25 protein-coding genes are annotated in these 23,071 nt (G+C 44.6%); 11 read left to right on the forward strand and 14 right to left on the reverse strand.

Annotated elements, in window-relative coordinates:
* Positions 1 to 15: 15 nt before the first annotated feature.
* On the forward strand, positions 16 to 1,398 hold the full coding sequence (locus tag QSH61_RS11535; protein ID WP_206471005.1) for a pyridoxal phosphate-dependent decarboxylase family protein: 1,383 nt from the start codon (positions 16 to 18) through the stop codon (positions 1,396 to 1,398).
* 17 nt (positions 1,399 to 1,415) lie between these two features.
* On the opposite strand, the gene QSH61_RS11540 is transcribed toward QSH61_RS11535, so the two are convergent.
* The 7 genes from QSH61_RS11540 to QSH61_RS11570 form a co-directional block, all read right to left on the reverse strand.
* Entirely contained in the window at positions 1,416 to 2,258 is an 843-nt protein-coding gene (locus tag QSH61_RS11540; protein ID WP_102057051.1) for a hypothetical protein, read from the reverse strand.
* A gap of 15 nt (positions 2,259 to 2,273) precedes the next feature.
* Positions 2,274 to 3,095, reverse strand: a complete 822-nt coding sequence (locus QSH61_RS11545) for a hypothetical protein (RefSeq protein ID WP_010605150.1) — start codon at positions 3,093 to 3,095, stop codon at positions 2,274 to 2,276.
* A 126-nt stretch (positions 3,096 to 3,221) separates the two neighbouring features.
* Positions 3,222 to 3,602, reverse strand: coding sequence for a nuclear transport factor 2 family protein (locus QSH61_RS11550; RefSeq protein ID WP_102057052.1), 381 nt, complete (start codon positions 3,600 to 3,602; stop codon positions 3,222 to 3,224).
* Positions 3,603 to 3,611: 9 nt separating this feature from the next.
* The gene (locus QSH61_RS11555; protein WP_010605152.1) at positions 3,612 to 4,019 is read right to left on the reverse strand and encodes a GFA family protein; all 408 of its coding nucleotides are present in this window, start codon (positions 4,017 to 4,019) and stop codon (positions 3,612 to 3,614) included.
* 13 nt (positions 4,020 to 4,032) lie between these two features.
* On the reverse strand, positions 4,033 to 4,485 hold the full coding sequence (locus QSH61_RS11560) for a GNAT family N-acetyltransferase (protein WP_174170080.1): 453 nt from the start codon (positions 4,483 to 4,485) through the stop codon (positions 4,033 to 4,035).
* A gap of 15 nt (positions 4,486 to 4,500) precedes the next feature.
* Positions 4,501 to 4,788 carry a hypothetical protein gene (locus tag QSH61_RS11565; RefSeq protein ID WP_174170079.1) on the reverse strand — a complete coding sequence of 96 codons (288 nt, stop codon included), beginning with the start codon at positions 4,786 to 4,788 and terminating at the stop codon, positions 4,501 to 4,503.
* Entirely contained in the window at positions 4,789 to 5,178 is a 390-nt protein-coding gene (locus QSH61_RS11570) for an HIT family protein (RefSeq protein WP_010605155.1), read from the reverse strand. It abuts the gene before it with no gap.
* 176 nt (positions 5,179 to 5,354) lie between these two features.
* Between QSH61_RS11570 and QSH61_RS11575 the strand changes: the two genes are divergently transcribed.
* The 10 genes from QSH61_RS11575 to hisC all read left to right on the forward strand — a co-directional run bounded on the left by QSH61_RS11575 (position 5,355) and on the right by hisC (position 18,422).
* Entirely contained in the window at positions 5,355 to 6,428 is a 1,074-nt protein-coding gene (locus QSH61_RS11575) for an SGNH/GDSL hydrolase family protein (protein WP_206471006.1), read from the forward strand.
* Positions 6,429 to 6,830: 402 nt separating this feature from the next.
* The gene (locus QSH61_RS11580; protein ID WP_206471007.1) at positions 6,831 to 8,936 is read left to right on the forward strand and encodes a TonB-dependent siderophore receptor; all 2,106 of its coding nucleotides are present in this window, start codon (positions 6,831 to 6,833) and stop codon (positions 8,934 to 8,936) included.
* A gap of 9 nt (positions 8,937 to 8,945) precedes the next feature.
* Positions 8,946 to 9,665, forward strand: coding sequence for an ABC transporter ATP-binding protein (locus QSH61_RS11585; protein ID WP_039497249.1), 720 nt, complete (start codon positions 8,946 to 8,948; stop codon positions 9,663 to 9,665).
* Positions 9,665 to 11,065, forward strand: a complete 1,401-nt coding sequence (locus tag QSH61_RS11590) for a DUF3526 domain-containing protein (RefSeq protein WP_206471008.1) — start codon at positions 9,665 to 9,667, stop codon at positions 11,063 to 11,065. Before QSH61_RS11585 ends, QSH61_RS11590 begins: the two co-directional genes overlap by 1 nt.
* Positions 11,062 to 12,531 carry a DUF3526 domain-containing protein gene (locus tag QSH61_RS11595; RefSeq protein WP_206471009.1) on the forward strand — a complete coding sequence of 490 codons (1,470 nt, stop codon included), beginning with the start codon at positions 11,062 to 11,064 and terminating at the stop codon, positions 12,529 to 12,531. Before QSH61_RS11590 ends, QSH61_RS11595 begins: the two co-directional genes overlap by 4 nt.
* Positions 12,528 to 13,862, forward strand: a complete 1,335-nt coding sequence (locus QSH61_RS11600; protein ID WP_174170075.1) for an alanine racemase — start codon at positions 12,528 to 12,530, stop codon at positions 13,860 to 13,862. The genes QSH61_RS11595 and QSH61_RS11600 overlap by 4 nt, the downstream gene beginning before the upstream one ends.
* Positions 13,863 to 13,898: 36 nt before the next feature.
* Positions 13,899 to 14,957 carry a cysteine synthase family protein gene (locus QSH61_RS11605; RefSeq protein WP_174170074.1) on the forward strand — a complete coding sequence of 353 codons (1,059 nt, stop codon included), beginning with the start codon at positions 13,899 to 13,901 and terminating at the stop codon, positions 14,955 to 14,957.
* Positions 14,958 to 14,959: 2 nt separating this feature from the next.
* Positions 14,960 to 15,943: an ornithine cyclodeaminase gene (locus tag QSH61_RS11610; RefSeq protein ID WP_206471010.1), complete on the forward strand. Its 984-nt coding sequence runs from the start codon at positions 14,960 to 14,962 to the stop codon at positions 15,941 to 15,943.
* Complete coding sequence (locus QSH61_RS11615) at positions 15,937 to 17,313, forward strand: MATE family efflux transporter (RefSeq protein WP_206471011.1); 1,377 nt, start codon at positions 15,937 to 15,939, stop codon at positions 17,311 to 17,313. Before QSH61_RS11610 ends, QSH61_RS11615 begins: the two co-directional genes overlap by 7 nt.
* On the forward strand, positions 17,310 to 18,422 hold the full coding sequence (gene hisC, locus QSH61_RS11620; protein ID WP_206471012.1) for a histidinol-phosphate transaminase: 1,113 nt from the start codon (positions 17,310 to 17,312) through the stop codon (positions 18,420 to 18,422). Before QSH61_RS11615 ends, hisC begins: the two co-directional genes overlap by 4 nt.
* A 22-nt stretch (positions 18,423 to 18,444) precedes the next feature.
* On the opposite strand, the gene QSH61_RS11625 is transcribed toward hisC, so the two are convergent.
* The 7 genes from QSH61_RS11625 to QSH61_RS11655 all read right to left on the reverse strand — a co-directional run bounded on the left by QSH61_RS11625 (position 18,445) and on the right by QSH61_RS11655 (position 22,920).
* Positions 18,445 to 19,320: a DUF1015 family protein gene (locus QSH61_RS11625; protein WP_248298611.1), complete on the reverse strand. Its 876-nt coding sequence runs from the start codon at positions 19,318 to 19,320 to the stop codon at positions 18,445 to 18,447.
* Between the two features lie 180 nt (positions 19,321 to 19,500).
* Positions 19,501 to 20,088, reverse strand: coding sequence for a helix-turn-helix transcriptional regulator (locus tag QSH61_RS11630; protein WP_102057064.1), 588 nt, complete (start codon positions 20,086 to 20,088; stop codon positions 19,501 to 19,503).
* A 201-nt stretch (positions 20,089 to 20,289) separates the two neighbouring features.
* A complete protein-coding gene (locus QSH61_RS11635) occupies positions 20,290 to 20,694 on the reverse strand; it encodes a hypothetical protein (RefSeq protein ID WP_010605168.1) in 405 nt (134 codons plus the stop codon).
* Between the two features lie 101 nt (positions 20,695 to 20,795).
* A complete protein-coding gene (locus QSH61_RS11640; RefSeq protein ID WP_206471013.1) occupies positions 20,796 to 21,257 on the reverse strand; it encodes a GNAT family N-acetyltransferase in 462 nt (153 codons plus the stop codon).
* Between the two features lie 86 nt (positions 21,258 to 21,343).
* A complete protein-coding gene (locus QSH61_RS11645; protein ID WP_206471014.1) occupies positions 21,344 to 22,225 on the reverse strand; it encodes a polysaccharide deacetylase family protein in 882 nt (293 codons plus the stop codon).
* Between the two features lie 199 nt (positions 22,226 to 22,424).
* Entirely contained in the window at positions 22,425 to 22,604 is a 180-nt protein-coding gene (locus QSH61_RS11650) for a hypothetical protein (RefSeq protein ID WP_206471015.1), read from the reverse strand.
* Positions 22,594 to 22,920 (reverse strand): DUF7691 family protein, encoded by a 327-nt coding sequence (locus QSH61_RS11655; protein WP_206471016.1) that lies wholly within the window; start codon positions 22,918 to 22,920, stop codon positions 22,594 to 22,596. The genes QSH61_RS11650 and QSH61_RS11655 overlap by 11 nt, the downstream gene beginning before the upstream one ends.
* Positions 22,921 to 23,071: the final 151 nt, after the last annotated feature.

Raw genomic sequence — 23,071 nt, forward strand, 5'->3', positions numbered from 1 at the left:
AAATAGGATTGACACATGACCATGACACACAACCAATGGCAAGCATTACCCCAATTGCTCACTGAGTTTTCTAAACTTACCGAGGCATTTATACAGTCTAACAATAGCCGTCCAGTCGCAGGTCGCGATATTGCTCCGCCCGACCTAGCACTCACAGAGTCTGGAATTGCATTTGAATCACTGATAGAGATTTTTAGTAAACAAGTAGTGCCAAACTTAAGCACCAGTATTGGACCTAGGTATTGGGGATTTGTCACCGGCGGCGCAACGCCTGTTGCCACCTTTGCCGATTGGCTAGTGTCAACCTATGACCAAAATGTCTCAAAAGGCGATGGCTCCATTGCGACCAGTATAGAGCGGCAGGCCATTCGCTGGCTAACCGAATTATTCGACCTACCAGCAAGCTTTGATGGTCTTTTTACTACAGGGGCGACAGCAGCAAATTACTTAGGTGCAGTCATAGCACGCCAGTTTGCAGGGCATCAACAAGGGATCAATGTGGCAGAAGAAGGAGCCTTCGGTTTGGAAATTGAGGTTTTTTGCGCGACGCCCCACGCGAGTATGATTAAGGCGCTTGGTCTTGCAGGCCTTGGCCGCAACCAAATCACTAGAATCGCGACGCAAGTAGGCAATGAGGCTACAGATATTGCAGCGCTTGAGTCAGCGCTTGCAACAAGTAACGCCAAAGGAAAAGTTGTCATCGCCAGTGCCGCCACGGTTACTGGCACTAATTTTGATGATTTAATTCAGATCCGCCATTTATGCGATAAACACCAAGCTTGGCTGCATGTTGATGCTGCATTTGGCATTTTCGAGCGTCTGGTCTCTGGCTCAGAAAGTCGCACTAAGGGGCTAGAGTTAGCCGATAGTATCACCTTAGATGCACACAAGTGGCTCAATGTACCATACGACTGCGGTATTTTTCTCACTCGTCATTTGTACTATCTGGTTGAAAGCTGTGATGTTCCAGCGCCTTACTTAGTCACATCAAAAGCCGATCCTGACTTTTTTTCGATGGGTGTAGAAAACTCTCGTCGATTTAGGGCGCTGCCCGTTTGGATGTCATTACTTGCGTATGGTAAAGACGGGGTCCGTCAATGGGTAAGCAAAAATATTGCGCAAACTAAACAACTTGCAGACTGGTTTACTGATTCTCCAGACTATGATTTAGTTTATTACGGAGAGCTCAACGTAGTGCTTTTCAAGCCAAGTGGCAAAGATGACGCAGCAACAACCGCCCTTCTTCATGCCATTAATGCGGACGGCCGTATATTTGTCAGCCCAGGGAGTTGGCAAGGACAGAAGGTGATCCGTGCTGCGCTCGGTAATTGGCAAACAGAGCAAGTTGATTTAGACATAGCAAAAAGCGCATTAACCGAATTAGCTAAGGCGCTTTAAGATTATAATATTTGAAGTTAGCTAACGCTGTGATTAGGAGTAATACTTTGCGCCAATTTGCGACTGTATTCCTCAAAATCAATATTGCTTTGCTCACCAAGTCCAGCCACCGCATGAGAAATAAACTGCGGTGGTACAAATAGATAAGTACGTTTTTTAAATTTCCAATGACGCACGATGTGCTTGGGCTGATGCTTGTCTTCATCTAACCCAGCCAACGAAAATAAATCTTGCCAGTCACTCTCGGTATCGCCGGTCGACTGGGCAACGCTTTGTGGTTCGATACTGAGCAAAATTGCCGACGTTTGTGGCACGCCCATCAACAGCTCACCAATAAAAAAGATGCTACCACTGCGGCACAACTGCTGCTGCGCTTCCGTCATCTCAGATTGCTCTGCCATCTTCGCCCTTTGATATTGCATACCATTAAACATGGACTTGGCAAAAGGCAGCTGCTTTTCAGAAAACTCTCGATTTAAGACATGCTGAAACAACGCTTTGCCAAGCGTATTACCTACGCCATCGTGACTAAAAGTGCCTTCTTCCACATTGGTTTCAATGAAAAGCCCTGACTCTACCAAAATATTTTTCACAGCTTGGTAGTTAAATATTGAAAACGGCTTACCCGTCACCGGATTTGTTGTCGACGTCACCGCTTTTGTCATCGCAGCAAAAAACACACTAATATCAACGAATGCACTTTTTAAGTCAGTGTCAAAGCTCTGAATGCTATCCGCCGTTGCACACAACATGATATTACCCGTTTCATTAAACACATAATGTTTAGTAATTGGGGTATATATTGGCTTTGATTGCAGTTTTGACGGTTTATCTTGCTTGCTAAACCAAGTTGAGAACATTTTTTACTCCCAACATTAACTGTCCTTTTTAGTCGTTTTACTGGCTGCTGTGGTTTGCGGCGGTGCGGCTATGACACTTCGCATTGATTCAATCAGGTTATTAAACTCTGGATCTGACATCGCCTCATTGAGCGATGCCGCTTGCTTAACAAAAGCAGGAGGAACGAATAAATAAACAGACTTACAAAGTGTAAGTTGTATCTCCGTATGGCCCCCTTTTAAACAAGGGCCTGCTTGCCACACCGATTTGACATCATTGGCATCCGCTGAGATAACAATTGGCGCAATAGAAATAGCACCGAGTAAATATTCGCAAACAAAAATGATGGTGCCGACCTTTTTGTCTTGACTGTCGGAACTCGCACTAATACTTACCGAGGCTTGCCCCATACCAGCGATCATATCCATCAATGATTTACCTATGGAGGCTAAATTACCACTGAGCCCTAGTAAAGTTTGAATCAACTGGCTCGATAGTGTGACCCCTGTCTGTTTACTCTCAAACTGAATATTACTCTCTGTCACTTTGACAAAAAGACCTGAACTTGAGACTAATTTATTGAGCGCGTCATAGTCATATAAACTCGTGCCTGACTCTGCCATCGCCTTGGTTAAAGCAGCAAAAAATACACTCACTTCACCAAACGCATTTTCAGCTTCTTGCGGCAATACACTTCCACCTGCGGTACTGTTTAGCGTACTTGCGATAAATAAGTTGCCGGTGGCATTCACTACAAATTGTTTAGTCGCTGGCACTTCATTGCTGTTTGTCGTCGTTAAATTAGCGGCTCTGGTTTGTGCATTACTCACAACAGTGCCGGGTTGAGGTGTTGACATACTCGTTCCTTAGATCTTGGTCTAGCAGATATTCTTCTTATGTCGATTTAGTGTAGTCGCATTTTCAATTACTTAAAATTTACTTTTGTGATTTTTTACAACCCAACCTATGTCGTAAAAACAGCACTAAAATAAACTGGTGGGCGTACCCTGATGATGTAACAACTGCCACTTATCATTTTGCTCGACCCATAAAGATGATCGATAGGCATGCTCTGAAAGCGTGCCATCAGTGTTCCGCCATGCGGAGCGATAAGTAAGAAGCAAAGCGTCACTATTCATATAAGCACAGTGAAACTGCTCTGCTACTACCTCCCCATCTGGCCATTCTTCTTCATTCATTAAGCATAGGATCTGGCCTAAGTTATATTGGCTTCCAGAGCGTCCAACCTCAATAAATTGAGGGTGAAGGAGTTCGCGACACAGCGCCATATTATGCCTATTTTCTTTGCGGTGAAGCGCACACTCCTTCGCGATCACTTGCTTAATAATTGACGTTGAACACATCAGAGCAGGCTAAGGCTGTTTATCAAATACGATGACGCCCTCTGGGATGGTATACCAGTCTTGCTTTTCACTAACCCATGCATGGGCCGTCGGTTGAATAAGGCGAGTATCGTCCAAATTACTTGGTTTGAGTTTAATTGAATTCGGCTCTGCTGGATTAAAGTGGTAAATGCGATTGCCGCAAGTTGGGCAAAACTTAGCTCCGCTAACGTTACCGCTGTCAGCAGGGCGTCGCCATTCCTTCATCGGACCCGAAAATTCAATATCGTCTTTATCAACAATGGCTGTAATGCTAAATGCGCTGGTTGACAGTTTTTGGCAAGCCTTACAATGACAGGCGACCACCATTTTAGGTGCTGCTTTTAACGTGTAGCTTACTTCACCACATTGGCACGAGCCGTTAATTGGAAATGTCATAAAATATCCTTGCTTAAGTTCGGTCTAACTTCATTGGAACAAATCTAATACCGTTTTTCTGTGCTTCTTGCCCTGTCGCCTGAAAACCTAGCGCAAGATAAAACGATGCTGCATTAAGCGATGAACATAGCGAGATTTGAGCTGCGGATGTACTCGCTAACACAGTATCTAATAACTGCCGGCCAACCCCTTTACCTTGAGCTGACTTAGCAACAAATAAATGGGTGAGGTAGTTACCGTCTCTTAATAAAGCAAACCCGATCAGCTCACCGTTTATCAACGCCTTGGCACCGACAAAGTTGGCGTTGCACATGACTTGAGTTACTTCAGGTATTATTTCGTTTAGATAAGTGTCTTTGCCAAGCTGCGAAAAATTCGGTAAGACGTCAGCCTCTGAGACTTCACGCATTAACCTTTCGATGGCATCCGCATCCTCGCCCTGAATCGCATTGATGGTAATCTTCACTTATGACCTTTTGATTTATTGCGTGCTTACATTTCTGGCAAACATTATCCCAAAAAAGCAATGCATTGCCGCTAGGCTAAATATTAACTTACTTAAACTGGCATCGAAAAACCAAATGCCAATAGCAAATACGGGATGCATAGCAACCATTACCCACCAGCACACTCGGCCAATGTTGTAGAGTGGGTAGCCATGTTTCTTTTGGAAATTTAATAACCCAAACGCCCAAGGCAACAAAGTCCAGACAAGTGACATACAAAGCAATAGCGTCACAACAACCTTAATTAATACTTCCCCGAGCATCTATAACCCCTCAAGTGAGGTACGCAAAACCTCTTGAGGTTTAATATTGAGCCCATCGCGCCCAAACGCAAAACTATCTCGCTTATAGCGGGGGAAAATATGCAGGTGATAGTGGCTCAATTCGTTAAAATGCCCGTTGTTTTGCACCAGCGTAATCCCATCTGGGGAAAATTTACGCTCAATTCGCACATAAAGGTCACGCGCAACGCGGTGGATTTCAGCCAGTATGGATTCAGGGACCTGAAGAAGCGTTTCATAAGGGGATTTGGGGCAAATTAAGATATGGCCAAAGTTTATGGGGTCATGATCGGCAAACGCAATCACCTGCTCTGATTCATATACAATAACCGCTTCAATATCTCTAGCAACTATCTGTTCTACAATCGTCATCAGCTACTTCTCCTTAACCTGATTACATAGAGTAATGTACCTGAGCGACTCTCTTCCTGCCAGTGATATATTCTATTTTCTCCTTTGTTAAGTGAATAATTTTCAAGCCCAAATTAACTCACAACCTATTTAAACCAGTTACATTATTCAATGAATAACCCTACAAGGAATACAACATGTTAAAAACGTTAGTTACGGTGGCTTTATTAGCTTCTGGAAGCGTAGCCAGTGCCGCAAATCACGCAGCGACCCATCATGCGATTCATTATGAAGGACGCGTCAGTAAAAACTATGCCGATGGCAGTGTGAGTTTTAATTGGCCGGGTAGCCAGCTGCATACCAAGCTCACTGGTCGTGCCTTTCATATCGAGTTGATGGGCTATGGCGATCAATTCGATGTATTGATTGATGGCAAATTTACAAAAAAGCTAAAGACCAACGCCAATGGTGTTGCGGAGACCTTCACGCTATTTGAAAGTACAAAGACAGAAACCGTCACAATTGAACTCGTTAAACGCTGGGAGCACTACGAACACAATACCCAGATCCTAAGTGTTGATGTGGACGGAAAATTAGACTCAATCCAGCAGCCACAGCCCCATATCTTATTTATTGGCGATTCAATTAGCGCAGGCTTTGGCAGTGAGTCCACTCAAAGACAGTGTGAATGGAGTGAAATTCTTGATTTAAGTAACGCGCGTAAAGCATTTCCGTATATGAGCGCGCAACAGCTGGGAGCCAGTTTTACCCAAGTTTCATACTCAGGTTTAGGCTTAATTCGAAATTGGGGCGGCAATCAACCACATCATACGTTGCGTAGTTACTACGACAAAATGTCAGCAGTATTTACCGACAACACTGACTTTGAAGACAAGTTTCCACAGCTTATCGTCATTGAAGTAGGCACCAATGACTTTAGTACCGATCCAACCCCTGCAGAGCCTTGGCAAACTATTGATGAAGTCAAAACGCAGTGGGTAAAAACGATGGTCGTTTTCACCAAACAGCTGCGTGCAAGATATCCTGCAGTCCCCATTATTTATATGCCTCGTCCGGCATATCCATATAACTTTATTATTCCAGCAACTCACGATGCAATTGCAAAGCTTAATCAGCAAGATATCAGTAAACTATACAGTCATACATTCGACTCACCATTAGAAGGCTGTGTGTGGCATCCAACCGCTTCAGAGCATCAAGACATTGCTGAGAAACTCGTTACCTTTATCAAGCAGCAAGCACTTCTCTGAGCATATGTTCAGCGTTATTCAGTGAGATTAAGCTCGATGTACTGAATAACACGCAAACCATTTACAAACTTTCACATTGTTTTTTATACAAAAATTCACAACAAAAAATCAACTCACCCGCTTTAAAAACAAATTAATGAGAACGATTTTTATTTGTAAAAATAATACTTGTTGAGATTTATACTTTTTCAACACGTAAAGCCGGTACTTTGAACGACCTACATTAATTTTACTTTTCACAACAAAAATCACCAAGGATAACCTTTTGGCAATAACTCCCCTCTTTTCAAGCACGCAAAAACATGATTAAGATCGTTACGTTATAACATTTTTAAAAATAATCATTTGTATCAAATAAATGATGGTTCTTTTCACATTCGTTTTTGCAGTTGGAATAACAAAATGACAAGGTCACTCCTGACAGTTAGCGTGCTTAGTAGCTTATATTCTTCACTTAGTGTTGCCGAACAATCCATTGAAACAATTGATGTGCATGGCACTCGCGCGCCTCTTTACAGCACGAGAGACGTGAACGCTTCGGCGTTGGGGATGAAAGATCCACAGCTTCTTCCTATTTCCATTCAATCATTTTCTGAAGAACTGATCAGCAATCAAAGAGTAAAAACGCTAGGCGAAGTGCTTGCCAACGATGCTTCTGTTCAAAACACCTCAATTGGTACGGTTTTCGACTTTGTGAGTCTGCGTGGCTTTCAACTAGATTGGACTAACGGTCTAAGACGCGACGGTTTAGCGCTTGCCCCCTACCAAGATGTACCGCTAGAGAATATTCAGCGCATTGATATCGTTAAAGGCCCGTCAAGTCTCGTATCAGGCTTTAACAACCCCGGCGGTACCATCAACTATGTGACAAAGCGCCCTACCATGGACGCCTTTTTGGATGTCACAACAGAAGTACGTAGCCGTGGAGGAAAGTATTTACACATCGACCTCGGTGGGCCAATTTCCGAAGAGCAAACGCTCGGCTATCGTATTAATGCCGCAGCAGAGAAAAACGGTGACTTTACCGGTGGTGATGACTTAGAGCGCTATTTCTTTAGTGCAGCACTGGATTGGCAAGTCTCAGACCGCCTATTTATCCGATTAGACGGCGATTACCAAGACAAAAGCACTGTATCACAGCCTTTGATAGGACTTGCCAGCGACCCCAATGATCCTGACCGTAAAATATTACCGCCCTATGTCGACACCAGTGATGTCTTGCTCGGACAACCTTGGGCAAAGTATCAAACCGAGTCATATAACCTTGCCGCACGTGCTGATTTTTGGTTGAACGACACCTGGCAATGGGTAAACCAAGCTGCGCTTTCTGGTAATGACAGGTTTACCGTTTTTCCTGATATCTACTCGGTTGATACACAAGGTAATGTGCTGTCTGCCGCTATCCACATTACCCCAGACGAAACGTATGACACACTCTCCGCACATAGTTTTGTCAGCGGTCAACTTACCACCGCTGCAATTGAACATGAGCTAGTCGTCGGCGTTAGTATTCGTGATTATGAGTCAAAGGATGGGCGTTGGTTTGAGTTAACCAACCCCGTTGGCAATATTTTCAATCCAATTCATAGCAGTAAACCGCAGTTCCCTGATTATCCAGAACCAACCAAAACTGAAGCCTCTGAAAGCGCGTTATTTATCACAGATACCTTGCACTTTAACGATGTATTTTATGCCACCTTAGGGCTGCGTCATATTCAATACAAAAAAGAGCAAACTCTACCTAGCCAAACTAAAACCACGCTAGACGACCGAACTTTTAATACCCCCATCATAGGTCTTAACTACAACCCAAGCGATCAGCTCGCGTTTTATGCCAGTTACTCAGAAGGCGCGGGGGAAGGCGGCGTTGCAGTCATCGGCAGCGGTGCAATAAACGAGGGCGAATCACTCGGCCCACAAGAAAGCGAACAAATTGAAGCTGGCATAAAATACCAAACGGACACCATGAACTACTCGATAGCCGTCTTCGAAATAGAAAAAATGTTGGAGTACCACAATCACATTACTAACTATTTCGTGCAAGACGGTGTCCAGTCACATAAAGGTATTGAGCTCAATGCTAGTGGTTCATTGGCTCACGGTCTTGCAACCGTAGCATCCATCACCTTGATGGACCCCAGCTTAGATAAGCTCGACGGCGAGCCCGCGCTTAATGGCAACACCCCAGCCAATGTGCCTGAATTTCAAGCAAATCTCTATGTCGACTATCAACTGCCATTTTGGGAGGCGTTAAGCATCAATGCGGGTATTTTCCATGTTGGTGAGCGCGAACAAAACGTCAATAACACGCTAAAGCTACCAGCCTACACGCGCTTCGACTTGGGCGCTAAATACCACTTTACTGACATTAACACCACGCTACGACTCAAGGCCGAAAACCTGTTCGACAAAGAATATTGGCTATCTGGCGGTGCCAAAGGCATAGACTGGGGAGTCGCTCCAGGTCGTGGCCGCACCTTTATCGCCTCATTAAGCGTGAGCTTTTAAGGATAATTCATGACTACACCTGTTATTCAAATCAATAACCTGCAAAAGCGCTTTGGTGAATACCAAGCGTTACAGGGATTAAACTTGAGCGTACATCAAGGTGAAATTCTAGCGCTGCTAGGCCCAAATGGTGCAGGTAAAACCACCACGATTAATTGCTTACTGGGCTTTTTACAACCGGATGCCGGGGAAATCACCATCGCTGGAATTAATCCACAACATGACGTAGTAACGGCAAGGCAGCAACTGGCTTATATTCCTGAACAAGTCGCGCTCTATCCGCGACTTAGCGGACTTGAGAATCTCGCGTATTTCAGCAAAATGGCCAGCATAGAAAAGACCGACGAGGCCTTTCGCACACTGCTCAGTGAAGTAAAACTGCCAAGTCACGCTGTAGACAAACCCGTTGCAACCTATTCAAAAGGGATGCGACAAAAAGTGGGCATAGCCATTGCCCTCGCAAAACAAGCCAAGGCATTGATCTTAGATGAGCCTACATCAGGTCTTGATCCTTCAGCCAGCCATGAATTTAGCCAGCTCATTCAGTCATTAGCAAAGCAAGGCGTTGCGATTTTAATGGCGACCCACGACTTATACCGCGCTCAAGAAGATGCTCATCGCGTGGCAATTATTAATCAAGGGCAATTAGTCGATACCTTAGTCTATGAACAGCTGCAAGAAGTCCAACTTGAATCCGTTTACCTCAAACATATCAAGGTGGGTGTCTGATGTTTCAAACGACATTAAAAAAGGAATGGCTCGATACCAAGCGACAGGGACAAGCTCTTTGGCTTGGAGGCATTGCAGTATTGCTGCTCTTGCTTGCCTGCTTGACTGGTTTTAAAAGCCACCAAAGCTATCAGCAAGCCGTCACGGAAGTGTCCCAATCAGAGCAATTACGCTGGTTAAATCAAGGTGAAAAAGGTCCCCATTCCGCCGCCCACTACGGTATTTATGTGGTCAAACCCACCACCCCATTGGCTGCACTCGACGCGGGATTACAAGCATACCAAGGGAATGTGTTGAGGCTTGAGGCTCATATTCGCAACGATAGCATGTTTAGAAGTGCGCAAGATAACTTGCCGATGTCACGTTTTGGTAGCTTATCACCCGCCTTTGTGCTGCAAGTCTTACTACCGCTATTGATTATATTAATTGGCTACCCACTACTTGCCCGAGAGCGTGAGCAAGGCACCTTAAAACAACTGCTCGCATCGGGCGCAAGCCCAGCTAAGTTGTTTATCGCCAAATGTGCGCTGCTTTTTGCTATTTCTTGCTTATTTTTATTGCCTGTCGCGCTTTTTTTACTTTATAGCCAAGTAACAAGCGCGGAGCCTCATACACTCAGAAGTGGGCTATTTTTACTATTTTATTTGGTTTACTTATTGCTTTGGTCGTTACTCACCACCACGCTTTCAAGTTTACTTCCAACGGCAAGGCGCGCATTGGTAGCGCTATTAACCATTTGGGCCCTTACAACACTTTTACTACCAAAACTGGCGATGAATATCGCAACCACCATTCATCCGCAAGGTTCAGGTCAAGCGTTTCAAGCAAAGCTTGAAAGTGAGGTTTATACCGAGGCACGAGTTGAAGCAATCGCAAAGTTCAAACAACAAACATTGACTCAATATGGTGTTAGCAATGTGGAAGACTTGCCCTTTGACTATGCCGGAGCGCAACTCCAATTTGGTGAACAATACGCTGATAAAATCTTTGACCGCTTATTTTCAGCGCGTTTAGCTCAACTAGAAGCGCAATCACAAAGCTATCAACTTGCAGGAATGTTAACGCCGTTTATCGCGATACAAACGCTGTCGATGGCCACCGCAGCCAGCGACTTTACCCACCAGCAAGCATTTGAGAATGCGGCAGAGCAGCACCGCCGCCTGATGCAAGAGGTGCTTAACTTTAATCAAAGAGATCACGGTCACAAGGCGGACGGACATTACACCGCGGGCGAGGAATTATGGCAGCAGATCCCAAAGTTCGCATTCCAATACCCTAATTTCATTCGTTACCTGCCTCACTACGTTATCAGCCTGTTTAGCCTGAGCTTTTGGTTGATTGTGCTGGTGTTATTGAGTTTCTTCGCGATTAAAAAACTGCGCTTGGAGGAGCAAAGATGAAACGCTTAATGTTAGCTACTGAGTTTAAAAACCTCTGGCGAGAAAAGCTCGTACTCGCGCTGTTTGTGACCACTACCATGCTTGCACTAGTGGCATTTTTTAACGCCCATTACTTTGCTAAAAAACAGCATGGCGTGGTACTTGCCGCACAGCAAATGCAGCAACAGGCCATCCAAGATGCCAAAGCTGGATTACCCGAAAGAGTCGCCAGTACAGCAGACTATAAATGGTGGGAAGACCCATACGACCTGCGCGGGCAGGCTTTTTACTTAATGCAAAATTACGCCACCAAAACCCCGCTTGCAACGTCGCCAATCGCAACAGGGCAAGCCGACGTATTACCTTACTATTTTAAGATGCTAATCAAAGAAAAACAGCACATCGTTCATCAATATGACTATGTTCATCCGCTATCTCTGTTGTTAGGCCAGTTCGATTTAAGTTTTGTAATTGTCTACTTACTGCCATTGCTCATTATTGGCATTTGCTTTAATGCCTTGGCAAGTGAACGCCAAGATGGGCAGCTAAGACTACTGATGCTGCAAGGAGGCAGTGCGACCCGCCTTCTGACCTATCAATTATTGCTGCGAAGCGCGTTAATTGTGCTGCCATTTTTAAGTATTAGTAGCCTGCTTTTAATAACAATACGAGAGCAGCTAGGAGTGGTTGAACTGCTGAGCTATAACCTTATCGCACTATGTTATTCTGGGTTTTGGATTGCCTTAACCGCTTGGGTAAATAGCAGAGCTAAAAGTGCAGCAAACAACGCAGCTACCTTAGTCACCTGTTGGCTTGCCTTGGTGATTGTGGTTCCAGCTTTGGTCAATACCAGCATCGCTTTGCTTGACCCAACCCCTTCACGAATTCACTATATAGATAGCCTCCGTGTCGCTAGCGACGATGCCCAAAAAGCGAGTGAAAAGACCTTAGCTCAGTATTTTCAAGATCATCCAGAACTTGCGAAGAATGGCAGTGGTTCCAGCGATTACGCAACCAAAAAAATCGCCACCATTAATTCTGTTGAACGCGCAATGGCGGCCGAAGATTTACGCTTTTTAACTGCGCAACAAGCACAGCAACATAATGCACAAAAGCTACAGTATCTCTCCCCCGCACTCATCGCACAAACACTGCTGGTTGATTTAGCGGGCAATGGATTAGCACGTCATCACGCCTTCATGGCGGAAGTTGAAGCTCATCATCAAGCACTACAAGGTTTCTTTGCCAACGAAATTGCCAAAGCCAACCAAAGAGGAGACTTTGCTCCTTGTGAGGGTTGTAGCGCCAAGCCAACGCTCACGGACTTAGCTGATATTCCTCAATTTAGCAGTGACTTTGCCACACCAGTGAACAACTACACGCCATTAATCTGGTTGCTGCTCCTAGCCGCCGGCCTGCTCCTTATAGCAAAACGCCGTGTCAACAAGATAGACAGTGCAAACAACAAAGAGGTGTTAGTCGTATGAGTGATGCCTTCACTGCAAAATTGCATCCGCAAACGCAGAGCCTGCTCGCGGAGCACCAAGCCAAGTTATTTGAATGGGCGGCAGCATTGGGAGCGCCGCTACATTTAGTGTTTCCTCAGCGTTTTGCGGAAAATATCGAAACCCTGCAAGCTAACTTAATAAAGCTCGGGCTTGAACATGAGATTTATTTTGCCAAAAAAGCCAACAAAGCCCAATGTTTTACTCAAGTCGCGTCCAATCACGATATAGGAATAGACGTGGCTAGTGTGCAAGAGTTTGAACTTGCCCTAAGCGGTGGTATTCAAGGTGTAAAAATTGGTGTATCTGGTCCGCATAAATCAGATGCACTACTTAGCTTAGCGCTTGTGCATCAAGCACTTGTCGCCATAGATTCAAGTGCTGAGTTAAGCTCCATCATTACACTGGCCCGCCAGCGAAAGCGCCCAGCGCAAGTGCTACTGCGTTTACAAACACAACCAACTAAAGCCTCACGCTTTGGTAGTTCACTGTGCCAGCTTACGCCGCTATTAGCACAGTGTCGAGAATACAAGGAGTGGGTAAGCTTAGAAGGATTTAGCTGCCACTTAAGCGGGTACTGCCCACAAGCACGTGGCGAGAGTATCCATACTTTAGTCGGTGCGATAGACGAGGCCAAGCAAATGGGACTGTCGCCATCAAAAGTGAATATTGGCGGTGGCCTGCCCGTCTCCTACTTACAGAATGAGCAGTGGCAACAAGCCTTGGACTTTGAATGCTTTTTTGCAGATAAAACCTTTGCAGGATTTTATCCCTACCATAACAAACAAAGCCCTGCGGACACCTTACACGCTATTTTGGCAGTGAAGAACGCGCATGGACAAACCGCATTAGCGGCATTACGCCAAAGGAACCTTACATTGATGCTTGAACCTGGGCGCGCACTGCTCGAAGAGGCTGGCATTAGCTTGTTTAAAGTGCAAGGGACAAAGCCGCACCTAGGCACATCAGACTGTTATATCGCTACACTTTCGGGCTCGAGCTTATCACTGTCAGAACAGTGGTTTGAAAGCGAATACTTGCCGAGTCCGCTGTTACTCACGGCACATTCAAACCGCAAACAAGGAACGTATCGCGTGGCTTTTGGCGGCGCAACCTGCCTAGATAACGACATGATAAGCTGGCGGTTTATCCCCTTGTCGCAACTACCGCAGCGCGATGACCTAATGGTTTACCTCAACACTGCAGGATATCAAATGGATTCAAATGAATCTGAATTTCACTCTATGCCATTGCCACGAAAAATCGCCGTAACGTGGGAGCACAACAGACTTTCTTGGCAACTACTTAGCTAGAAAAACCCCAACAACACAACGTAAAGGAGCCTATTTATGAACATAAATGTGCAGCATTCGCTCGCCTCGACATTATCCCTAACCCCCTATTTAAGGGTTTCGCAAAGTATTGGTAATACCCCGCTAATGCAGTTTTTAAGTCTACCAAACGGTAGCAAACTGTTCCTTAAACTTGAGCAATTTAACCCCACTGGTAGCGCTAAGATCCGAATGGCGAAGTCTATGTTAGATGAAGCAGAAGCCAGTGGCCAACTGAAGCCAGGTGGCTGGGTCGTTGAGTCAACTTCTGGCAATACCGGCGTTGGTCTTGCGCTGCTTGCAGCGGAGCGTGGCTATCGCTTTACCGCACTTGTGGATAACCATGCGGCAAAAGAGAAAATTAGTAATATGAAAGCCTTTGGCGCGGAAGTGATCTGCGTTAGCGAAGCTGGAGACGACAGCCTATCTACTGATATTCGCGATGCAATGGCCGCGAAGCTGGCACAAGAGCAAGGCGCATTTTGGACCGCCCAACACAATAATTTTGCCAATAGCCGCGGTTATACAGGACTTGCGCAAGAGGTCTTTCATGAACTTGGTGAACACATTACTCACCTTGTCGGTGCGGTTGGCACAGGTGGGTCGCTATGCGGCACAACAAGGGCTTTGCGCGACTTAGGTTGTCATCACCTCACAACGATTGGAGTTGAACCTGTAGGGTCTGTGATTTTTGGTGGACCAGGACTGAATTATCATCAGTCAGGAACGGGGACGCCGGAAGGCGCTGAGATAGGTCCCGTTATTGAGTATGAACTTATCGACAAAGGCGTGAAGGTATCTGACAAACAAGCGTTTAATACCGCCAGGTACCTTGCCAAGCACTACGCCCTAATGGTCGGTGGCTCGGCAGGTGGGGTTATATACGAAGCAGTACAGGCGTTAAAAACCGCCCCCGCCGATAGCTTATTTGTGGTACTCGTTTGTGACGGTGGCGAGAAGTATCTCGATACGGTATTCAATGATGATTGGATGGCAAAACACGACCTTATCGACATTAACATCGAGCAAGAGCTCGATGACCTATTAACGCAATATAAACCTGCCGCGAGAGCCTAACCATGACCCAACAAACTGTTCTGCCGATACTAAATGAAGCCCGACTGGCGCAACTTGATTTTCCCTATAGTAAAGTCATTGAGGTGGTGGAAAATGCCTTTCGTTCACTGCACCACCCTGACTCTGCCAACCCACTCAAAGTGATTATGACGCCACAAGATGGTCGATCCATTGCCTATAGTATGGCTGGCCGAGATGCCGCAAGTAATACCGTAGGGTTTAAGGTCGTCTATGAATACGACCCAGACAGAAGTCGCAACCAATATCAATTCTATTCCTTTATTTTCCTTTGCGATGATGCCACAGGCCACCCTGTGGCCCTAATGGATGTAAAAGAACTAGGTCCTATGCGCACATCAGCCACCTCCGCCTTGTTCGCAAAATATGCCGTTCATTCAGATGCTAAAAATGCGTTGGTTGTAGGCACCGGTGTTCAAGGGCAAATCGCTTTACCAATGCTGGTCACGGCATTACCACAACTCACAAATCTAACCGTTCATGGCAGCTATCAAGCAGGTTTGGAAGTGGTTCAGCAAAAACTAAAGGAGTATCACCCACAGCGACAAGTTGCGGTATCACAAGATTTAGAAGCTTCAGTAAGACAAGCCGATGTGATCCTTGCCGTTACTGGGTTATCCGCCAAAGAGAACATAAAATATGAATGGTTAAAACCCGGCGCTGTGGTGATTTTAGTTGGCTATGGGATCGAAAAACCAGTGCTACACCGAGCTGATAGATTGCTCACAACGGATGCAGAACAAATGAAGGTCACCGGAGACGATTTATTAGACGAGAACGATAAGCTACCCGCCGTTGATGCGACATTGACGGAAATACTAAATGGTGAAAAGCCGGCACGAACCCACCCTGATGAAATTATCTTTGTCTATAACAGCGGCATGATCATTACTGACGTGGCACTCGGAAGAGCGGTTGCAGACTTTGCCATCACACAAGAAAACGTGGAGGAAGTAACGTTATGGTAGCTTCAGCGCGCGCCGATATTTTTAAAGTAAGTCAGCTCGCAGGGCCGCTTATTCTGACCAATCTGCTCTACGTGGCAATTGCAACGATAGATCTTATCATGCTCGGTATGTTGAGCCCGTTAGAACTGGCTGCTGGCGGCCTCGCCATTGGTATTTTTAATCAATTTAGAACCATGGGAACGGGCGTAGTCACGGCAACGGGTAATCTGGTATCTGATGCAATCGGCAAGGCTAAACTAGATCAGATCACTCCTCTTTTTAACGCCAGCATGCTTATCGGAACATTTTTGGGTCTGCTATTCGCCGCCGCGATGTTTGCCATAGAGCCATTTTTAAGGTTTATCGGTACATCCGAGGCAATTGCCAATTTGACGACCCAATATTTAACCGTTGTCGCTTTGGGCCTATTACCTTGTTTTTGGTTTCAAAGCGTACGGCATTTTAGTGTTGGATTGAAAAGACCAGGGCCATTGATGTTAATAACGGGTGTATCTGTTGTACTCACTATCGTGCTCAATTACGGTCTAATTTTTGGTCAGTTTGGCCTACCACAACTCGGCTTTGTGGGGGTTGCAGCCGCCACGTGTATCGTGCTGTATTTATCGTTTTTACTGTTTGTACTATTTGCCAAGCGCGATGACGTACTCAGCCCCTACCTCACTATAAAGTTTTGGCAAACCGACCGTGAAGCACTTAGTAAAACATGGAAAATGGGCGTGCCAATTGGCGCAACTTACGGGCTTGAAGCTGGTTTTTTCACCGTGCTTGCGTTGTTTGTGGCAACACTCGGCGTAAATGCCTTAGCCGCCCACAACGTGGTAAGCCAAATGGTGTACATCGTATTTATGGTATCTGCTGGCATTTCATCTGCTTGTTCTATTTACATCAGCGAAGCCAATGCTGCGGGGGACTTTCATCATGCAAAACGCATCGGCAATTTGGGGATTATTTGCGGTGCCGTGGTCATGTCTGTTTTCGCCTTAATCTATTTATTCACACCCGAGTTTGTACTGCTGCCATTTTTAAGTGCAGAAGAATTACAAAACTCCGACGTCGTTGTTATCGCTATAGAGCTACTCGTTATTGCCGCCTTTTTGCAATTTTTTGACGCGTGGCAAAATATCGGGCTCGGTATCTTGCGTGGACTTGGCGATGTTAAAAGCACCCTAATGCTGTCTTTAATTGGTTATTGGTGCATTGGTCTTCCCGGTGCGTGGTTATTTCAAGAGTTTTTCTCTTTGGGTATTTTGGGCGTTTGGTACGCCTTAATGTTAGGACTTGCAGTCACAGCACTATCTGAGATTTGGCTTTTTAATCATAGGGCTAACCGTTTGCTTGAGCCCACATCACTCAAGGAGCAAAACGCATGACAACGACAATGCCAAACCCAGCCCGCAAAGAAGTCATTGCACTGCCGCCCTATGGTGCAGGACAAACCATTGAGCAAGCAACAGCGCGTAATCTCCACCCCAATATGATAAACCTCTCAGTGAATGAAAACCCTTTAGGGCCAAGTCCTGCTGCGCTTAATGCTTTTAAAGCACAACTGCATACCGCTAGCTGCTATCCAGACAGCCAATGCACTGAGCTAAATGAGCAGCTGGCAACTAAACTTAACGTTGCCAGAGAACAAATTGTACTCGGCAATGGCTCTGAGGATGTACTCTCAATGCTCTGCAAAGCTTTCCTCAGTCAAGGCGATAAGGTGTTAGTGGCCAAGCCTACCTTTGCGCTTCATGGGATTTACGCCAATATGATGGGGGCAAAGGTCCTAGAAGTGCCGATGCAAAGCGATTTGTCCTATCGAATTGATGATTGGCTCGATGCTATCGCATGCCACCCAGATTTAAAAATGCTTATGCTTGCTAACCCATCCAACCCCATAGGTTGTACGTTTGATGCCAATAATTTGCAGCGCCTCATTGATGCCTGTCCGCTCAATACGGTTATCGTCATTGATGAAGCGTACTGCGAATATGCCCAAGGCCATAAACAGTTTGCCGATAGCTTAACACTACTTCAAACACAGCCTCGTCCCTACGCGGTATTACGGACTTTTTCCAAAGCCTATGGTCTTGCAGGGCTTAGAGTGGGCTACGGCGTAATGGCAAATGCACAATTGGCGGATTATCTGCACCGCGTACGTACACCTTACAATGTAAATCGACTAGCACAACTTGCAGCGATCGCGGTACTACAAGATCCCTCCTATTTGGCAGACACGGTCACGCAAACGAATCGCGAAAGGGAAAAACTCAGCGCCGCCCTCACCGAGCTGGGTTATTTTGTCGCGCCAAGTCTAGCCAACTTTTTATTTATTGATGTCAAGCAGCCGTCTGCGCATGTCGCATCTTTGCTGCTGCAACAAGGAATAATGACAAAACCATGGCTAGAATCAGGTTTTGATCATTTTGTAAGAGTAAGCATCGGACTGCCGGAGCAAAACCTTAGGGTGCTTGAAGCCTTTAAACAGTTGTAAGTATCGCCCTCTGTGAGGGCTTTTAAGCACAAGCTGCCTGCTGATTTAAATGGTAAAGTACTTGGCTGTCGGCCTTATGAGTAAATAAGGTCGACTTTTCTGGAAAGTACTTGCCTGCTTTGGCAGCAGCAAAGATGTCTTCAATTATGGGGGCGCGACAGATGGCGGTTACAATATGAGCGTCATCACTTAGCTCAACTTTATTTTTAGACCACAGCTCCTCAAACGCTGGCAGTGCCTGCAGTGCTCTACGCAACTGGGTCTGAATAAGATAAGAATCGCTTGTCGCGCGTTGGAGAGCAAAACATAAAGCAGCTTTCCCCAACCAAATAGTATAATCGCCCTCAGTCTCCGAGGATTCACAGATATCAAAATCGCTAAGGTGCTGTTTGAATTTAGTAACATCTACAGCTTGTGTGTAAGATGCCTGCACCGCGAAACTCGTTATCACCGCATCTTGCTGTGGAACTAACCATGCCATCATCCGAGATTGAGGCGCATGACGTTGGCTGGCAGCAAACATCCTGTGATGTCCATCAGCAATTAGCCATTGTTGGTGCATTGCGATCTGCTGTCTGAATTCTTGTAGCACGTGACGATTTTCAACAGCATAGAGGCGATGAGTACACTCACCGCAATCACTGTGCCACTGCGCAGTTTCAACACATTCCGCTTGCCATCGCACCTTGTCCAAATTAAGTTTTCCGACCAAAAGACACGGGGGTAAGAGCAACTTCTCGAGCTGAACACGCTTTTTCAGCGCCATAGCATGGGTAACCGAAACCGACTCGTGAGGCAGAATCGCTTGCTCAGGTAACACTGAAACGTCAAGCTCGGCCAAAATGCCTGTAACCAAAATACCACCTTGCTCCACCTTGGTAAAGATGAAGTGGTCCATCCGTTATTGTGATCATAAAATAAACCTTGCACCATTTTAGATACAATATAACATACCATAAATTGAGTAACATCAAGTTTACATGACAATTTATACTGACTTGTTTAGTGTGGTTATTGCTTTGCCTCAATAATCAGAAAAAATTCAGTAAGTTTGCTTTAACTTACTGAGCTTTTTGTATTACAGATTTGGTGACAACGAGAGTTGATAATCATCAAAGTGTACTTCAGCCTGTTTTTGATGTTGAACCGTAACACTAGGGGAAGCGATAAGAACTTGACCCTCAGAAGATAAGCTGTAAATCTCGGTCACTATTTTCACTTGGTTTTCTTGTTCAATTTTTGAGGTGAGGCGAATTTTTAGCTTATCTGAAAATACAATCTCGCTGAATGCGCCTTCGTCATTCAAAACCTGAACATCAGCCAGCGTTTGTCCCTGAGAGGTTAGCATAAGGTCAACCATCACGGGCTTAGCTGACGCCGTTAAGGTAAAAACACTTGCAGCCATCACAGCAGTACCTGCAAAAAATGCCGCAGCTTTGCGTGTTAATTTGGCACCTTTTAGCTTAGGCTGATGTTGAATTTCTATCACCTTAACTTCATAAACCGCAGCAAGTGCTTTTATCGACTCGAGCGATGCCGTCCCTGACTTTTCGATACGTTGTATGGTTCGCAGGCTTAGCCCAGAAACCTGTGCCAATTCGGATTGACTCCACGCCCGCTCTACTCTTTTCGATTTTATAAGTTGTTTGTTAATTTGCATTTCCATGATTGGTCTCCTGTATTAGTTAGCTCAACTATACTCGGAGACCTTCCTACTGATTACGCCACTTAGGCGACATAGGTATGTCAACTCTATGACATTAAAGAATAAATTAAAACTCTTTCACTGTGTTCTGACACATAACGTTTAAGAGTTAAGCATTAATGATATTTTCACTTAATATTGGCAAATCAGTTTACACAAATACTAAATGGACATTTCATCGAGTTGTTTCACCATCGACTTTAGCTCATTAACTGTGACTTTTTCTGCACTAAACTCTTTGCTAAGATTTTGCTGGGCTGCTGCGAAAAACGGCTCAGCTGTTAGTGAGTTTCCAAGCTTTTCGTGCAATAATCCGATACGGATGTAAGTAAATGCTAAAATATTGGGCCCTAATTCAGCACGAACGCTTGAGGACTCCGCTTGATTCAAAAGCCTAGCCAACGACTCCAAAGCATAGATTCCACTTTCAATTGAGCCATCTTTATATTGCTGAAATGATATTTCAACCTCATTTTTAATAAAATCCATTTCCATATCTTCTGCATAAGCGGTTGTTGTATTGAGTGTAATTAAGCCACATATGCCTATTAAACATCCTTTAATCATCGAATTCTCCTTAGCCTGTTGTAACATTTATTTTTAGAGTTCGTACCTTTTATAGCAAAAAAAGTTTACTGTGTACATTTTATCATCTTAAGGATGAGTTATTATTGAGCGGGTTTAATTACTGATACAAACGCCAGCTTCTCTATTCCATGTGTGGGCAACCAACGTTTAAACTCAATAAATCCATACTTTTGATAAAGCGCTATGGCGGGGATATTTGCGCTAGCTGTTTCAACTATTACCTTCTCCGCACCCAACTCAGCTAACACAAAATGCAGTAATTTACCCGCAATCCCTTTGCGAAAATAACTGGGATCAACGGTCAGGCTAACTATTTCTAGCGTTTTCTCAACAATGACAATTTCAATGACAGCAGCAAGATTTTGATTTTCAAAATATCCATAAAAGTGACTCGTCGCACCGCATATATCTTCTATCGTTCGAGATAAAGGCGGAAAATAACTCGCCCCAATTAACTCTGCTTCTACTTTGTATGAGCGTTGAAACACACTGAAAATCTCTATCGCCACCAACGCATCGCGATTGTCTAATTGTCGAATCACAGCAAATTTCTCACATTTTAACGTATTAGGTGCGCTTAAGTCGGTGTTTTCCAAATTCGAGCGCACCCAATCATATTTAAAGTTGGCTATCTCAACTGATTCATTGTTTTAAATTCCATTCCTATTTTTTTCGCATGAGCGAAGATTTTTAGCAATGTATTTGTCGGTGTTTGCCAGCGATCTGTGACTTCTCCCTCGACGATACAATGGCCAACCAACACTAGGTCTCTACCTGTCTTCATTGCTCTTTCCATCGCTCCAAACACTCTTTCTTGAGGTTCAAAATAAACGCTGTCAATACCCACACCATTATAGAAATAGCCATCACTTTGTGTCGCAAATCTCAAACTATCCGTTTTGGGACTTAAATATCCCCTAACGGAAGTGAACTCGCTTTTCAGAGCTTCACTTAGTTCTAAATTATATGAGCCGAACGGAAATGCAAAGGCAGTTACGTTAAGACCATCATTTCTCATGTTCGTAAGAGAATCCAACACTGCACCTTTGAGCCAAGACTCTACACCATGTTTTTCAACCCATTCCACTGCATTTGCGTGATAAGTAGTATGGTGGGCAATTTCAAAGCCTCTACTTTGCAAGTCGAGCAGATTTGCTGCCATATCACTATTATACTTACTCACGTATAAAGTCGCGGTGGCTCCGTGCTCTTCAAACAAGTGCGCATGCTCTACCCACGAGTCAACACAGTGGCCGTCATCAAATGTCAAAACAACGCTGCCCAGATTTTCACGACCAAGAACAACCTCTTTGATCACTTCGATTTCTTTAACTACTTCGATTTCTTTAACTACTTCGATTTCTTTAACTACTTCGACTTCTTTAACTACTTCGACTTCTTTAACTACTTCGACTTCTTTAACTACTTCGACTTCTTTAACTTTATCTGAAGAGCAACCTAACAAAGTGGTTAATACAATTGCAATCGGTAAATGCTTAACTGTTAACATAAACGTCCCTATAAACAACCCAAAAGGAAGCGATGCTAACATTGCTAAATTACCTAGAAAAGGGATTCTTGTAAAAAAAACCTCTATTAGATACAAAAAAAGTATTTATAAACAAACAATTAACAAAAATTGCATACTTCTAAAGTATGCGCCGAGCATTCCGTTCTTGATGAGAACGATTCATTCTAACTTTGCGAGATCAATGCAAGAAAAGATACAAATGCTGGTTTTTCATTTTAGCTTCATTAAACCAACTTTCGAGCTGCGCGATTTGGGTTTGATCAAGCTCACCATAGTCCGCTTCGTCTGTATTGATGCTCTCAGGTGCAATGCTGAAAATTGCAGGAAAGTCATCTGGGATTGGAAATTTATAAGGCATATCCATCATAGATGGTGAACGGGATATCATAAAGATTATCCATATCGCATGGGTACCACGCACTATTGTTTAAAAATTGTCCCTTTATCTCGCAAATGGCCTTGAATAAATAACCAAAGGCAAAACCTAGTCCAGCTCGGTTCCCCTCACCAATCAGCAGTTCTTTGAGTAAATCTAACGCGCGAACGTGCTCGCTATGATCTTCTAGCATTGAATTGATCTCACGCAATTCTCTCGCACATTTTAAATTAACTTCTTCAAAAAGTACTCTTGCTGGTGTGTTTAACAGTGCTTGCGTATCTACTAGATACGCCATAGGACATATTATCTCATTAATTTAGTCCATTGTTTACCTAATTGCTTTGCCAGCACGATTGCTGATTGCAATAATAAGCCATGCTAAAAAGTCGGTCGTTATTGTCCGCCTCTCAAAGCACCATTAGCACAACGAAACTTAATATTGAAAT

Source organism: Pseudoalteromonas sp. JC3 (assembly GCF_030291895.1).
GTDB lineage: Bacteria > Pseudomonadota > Gammaproteobacteria > Enterobacterales > Alteromonadaceae > Pseudoalteromonas.

Bases quoted from the DNA above. Each gene is read 5' to 3' on its own strand.
- QSH61_RS11605 (WP_174170074.1), top strand. From the start codon at position 13,899: ATGAACATAAATGTGCAGCATTCGCTCGCCTCGACATTATCCCTAACC.
- QSH61_RS11630 (WP_102057064.1), bottom strand. From the start codon at position 20,088: ATGGAAATGCAAATTAACAAACAACTTATAAAATCGAAAAGAGTAGAG.
- QSH61_RS11635 (WP_010605168.1), bottom strand. From the start codon at position 20,694: ATGATTAAAGGATGTTTAATAGGCATATGTGGCTTAATTACACTCAAT.
- QSH61_RS11655 (WP_206471016.1), bottom strand. From the start codon at position 22,920: ATGGCGTATCTAGTAGATACGCAAGCACTGTTAAACACACCAGCAAGA.
- QSH61_RS11645 (WP_206471014.1), bottom strand. From the start codon at position 22,225: ATGTTAACAGTTAAGCATTTACCGATTGCAATTGTATTAACCACTTTG.
- QSH61_RS11570 (WP_010605155.1), bottom strand. From the start codon at position 5,178: ATGACGATTGTAGAACAGATAGTTGCTAGAGATATTGAAGCGGTTATT.
- QSH61_RS11610 (WP_206471010.1), top strand. From the start codon at position 14,960: ATGACCCAACAAACTGTTCTGCCGATACTAAATGAAGCCCGACTGGCG.
- QSH61_RS11580 (WP_206471007.1), top strand. From the start codon at position 6,831: ATGACAAGGTCACTCCTGACAGTTAGCGTGCTTAGTAGCTTATATTCT.
- QSH61_RS11585 (WP_039497249.1), top strand. From the start codon at position 8,946: ATGACTACACCTGTTATTCAAATCAATAACCTGCAAAAGCGCTTTGGT.
- QSH61_RS11595 (WP_206471009.1), top strand. From the start codon at position 11,062: ATGAAACGCTTAATGTTAGCTACTGAGTTTAAAAACCTCTGGCGAGAA.
- QSH61_RS11575 (WP_206471006.1), top strand. From the start codon at position 5,355: ATGTTAAAAACGTTAGTTACGGTGGCTTTATTAGCTTCTGGAAGCGTA.
- QSH61_RS11535 (WP_206471005.1), top strand. From the start codon at position 16: ATGACCATGACACACAACCAATGGCAAGCATTACCCCAATTGCTCACT.
- QSH61_RS11555 (WP_010605152.1), bottom strand. From the start codon at position 4,019: ATGACATTTCCAATTAACGGCTCGTGCCAATGTGGTGAAGTAAGCTAC.
- hisC (WP_206471012.1), top strand. From the start codon at position 17,310: ATGACAACGACAATGCCAAACCCAGCCCGCAAAGAAGTCATTGCACTG.
- QSH61_RS11545 (WP_010605150.1), bottom strand. From the start codon at position 3,095: ATGTCAACACCTCAACCCGGCACTGTTGTGAGTAATGCACAAACCAGA.
- QSH61_RS11615 (WP_206471011.1), top strand. From the start codon at position 15,937: ATGGTAGCTTCAGCGCGCGCCGATATTTTTAAAGTAAGTCAGCTCGCA.
- QSH61_RS11590 (WP_206471008.1), top strand. From the start codon at position 9,665: ATGTTTCAAACGACATTAAAAAAGGAATGGCTCGATACCAAGCGACAG.
- QSH61_RS11600 (WP_174170075.1), top strand. From the start codon at position 12,528: ATGAGTGATGCCTTCACTGCAAAATTGCATCCGCAAACGCAGAGCCTG.
- QSH61_RS11540 (WP_102057051.1), bottom strand. From the start codon at position 2,258: ATGTTCTCAACTTGGTTTAGCAAGCAAGATAAACCGTCAAAACTGCAA.
- QSH61_RS11625 (WP_248298611.1), bottom strand. From the start codon at position 19,320: ATGGACCACTTCATCTTTACCAAGGTGGAGCAAGGTGGTATTTTGGTT.
- QSH61_RS11565 (WP_174170079.1), bottom strand. From the start codon at position 4,788: ATGCTCGGGGAAGTATTAATTAAGGTTGTTGTGACGCTATTGCTTTGT.
- QSH61_RS11650 (WP_206471015.1), bottom strand. From the start codon at position 22,604: ATGCCTTATAAATTTCCAATCCCAGATGACTTTCCTGCAATTTTCAGC.
- QSH61_RS11550 (WP_102057052.1), bottom strand. From the start codon at position 3,602: ATGTGTTCAACGTCAATTATTAAGCAAGTGATCGCGAAGGAGTGTGCG.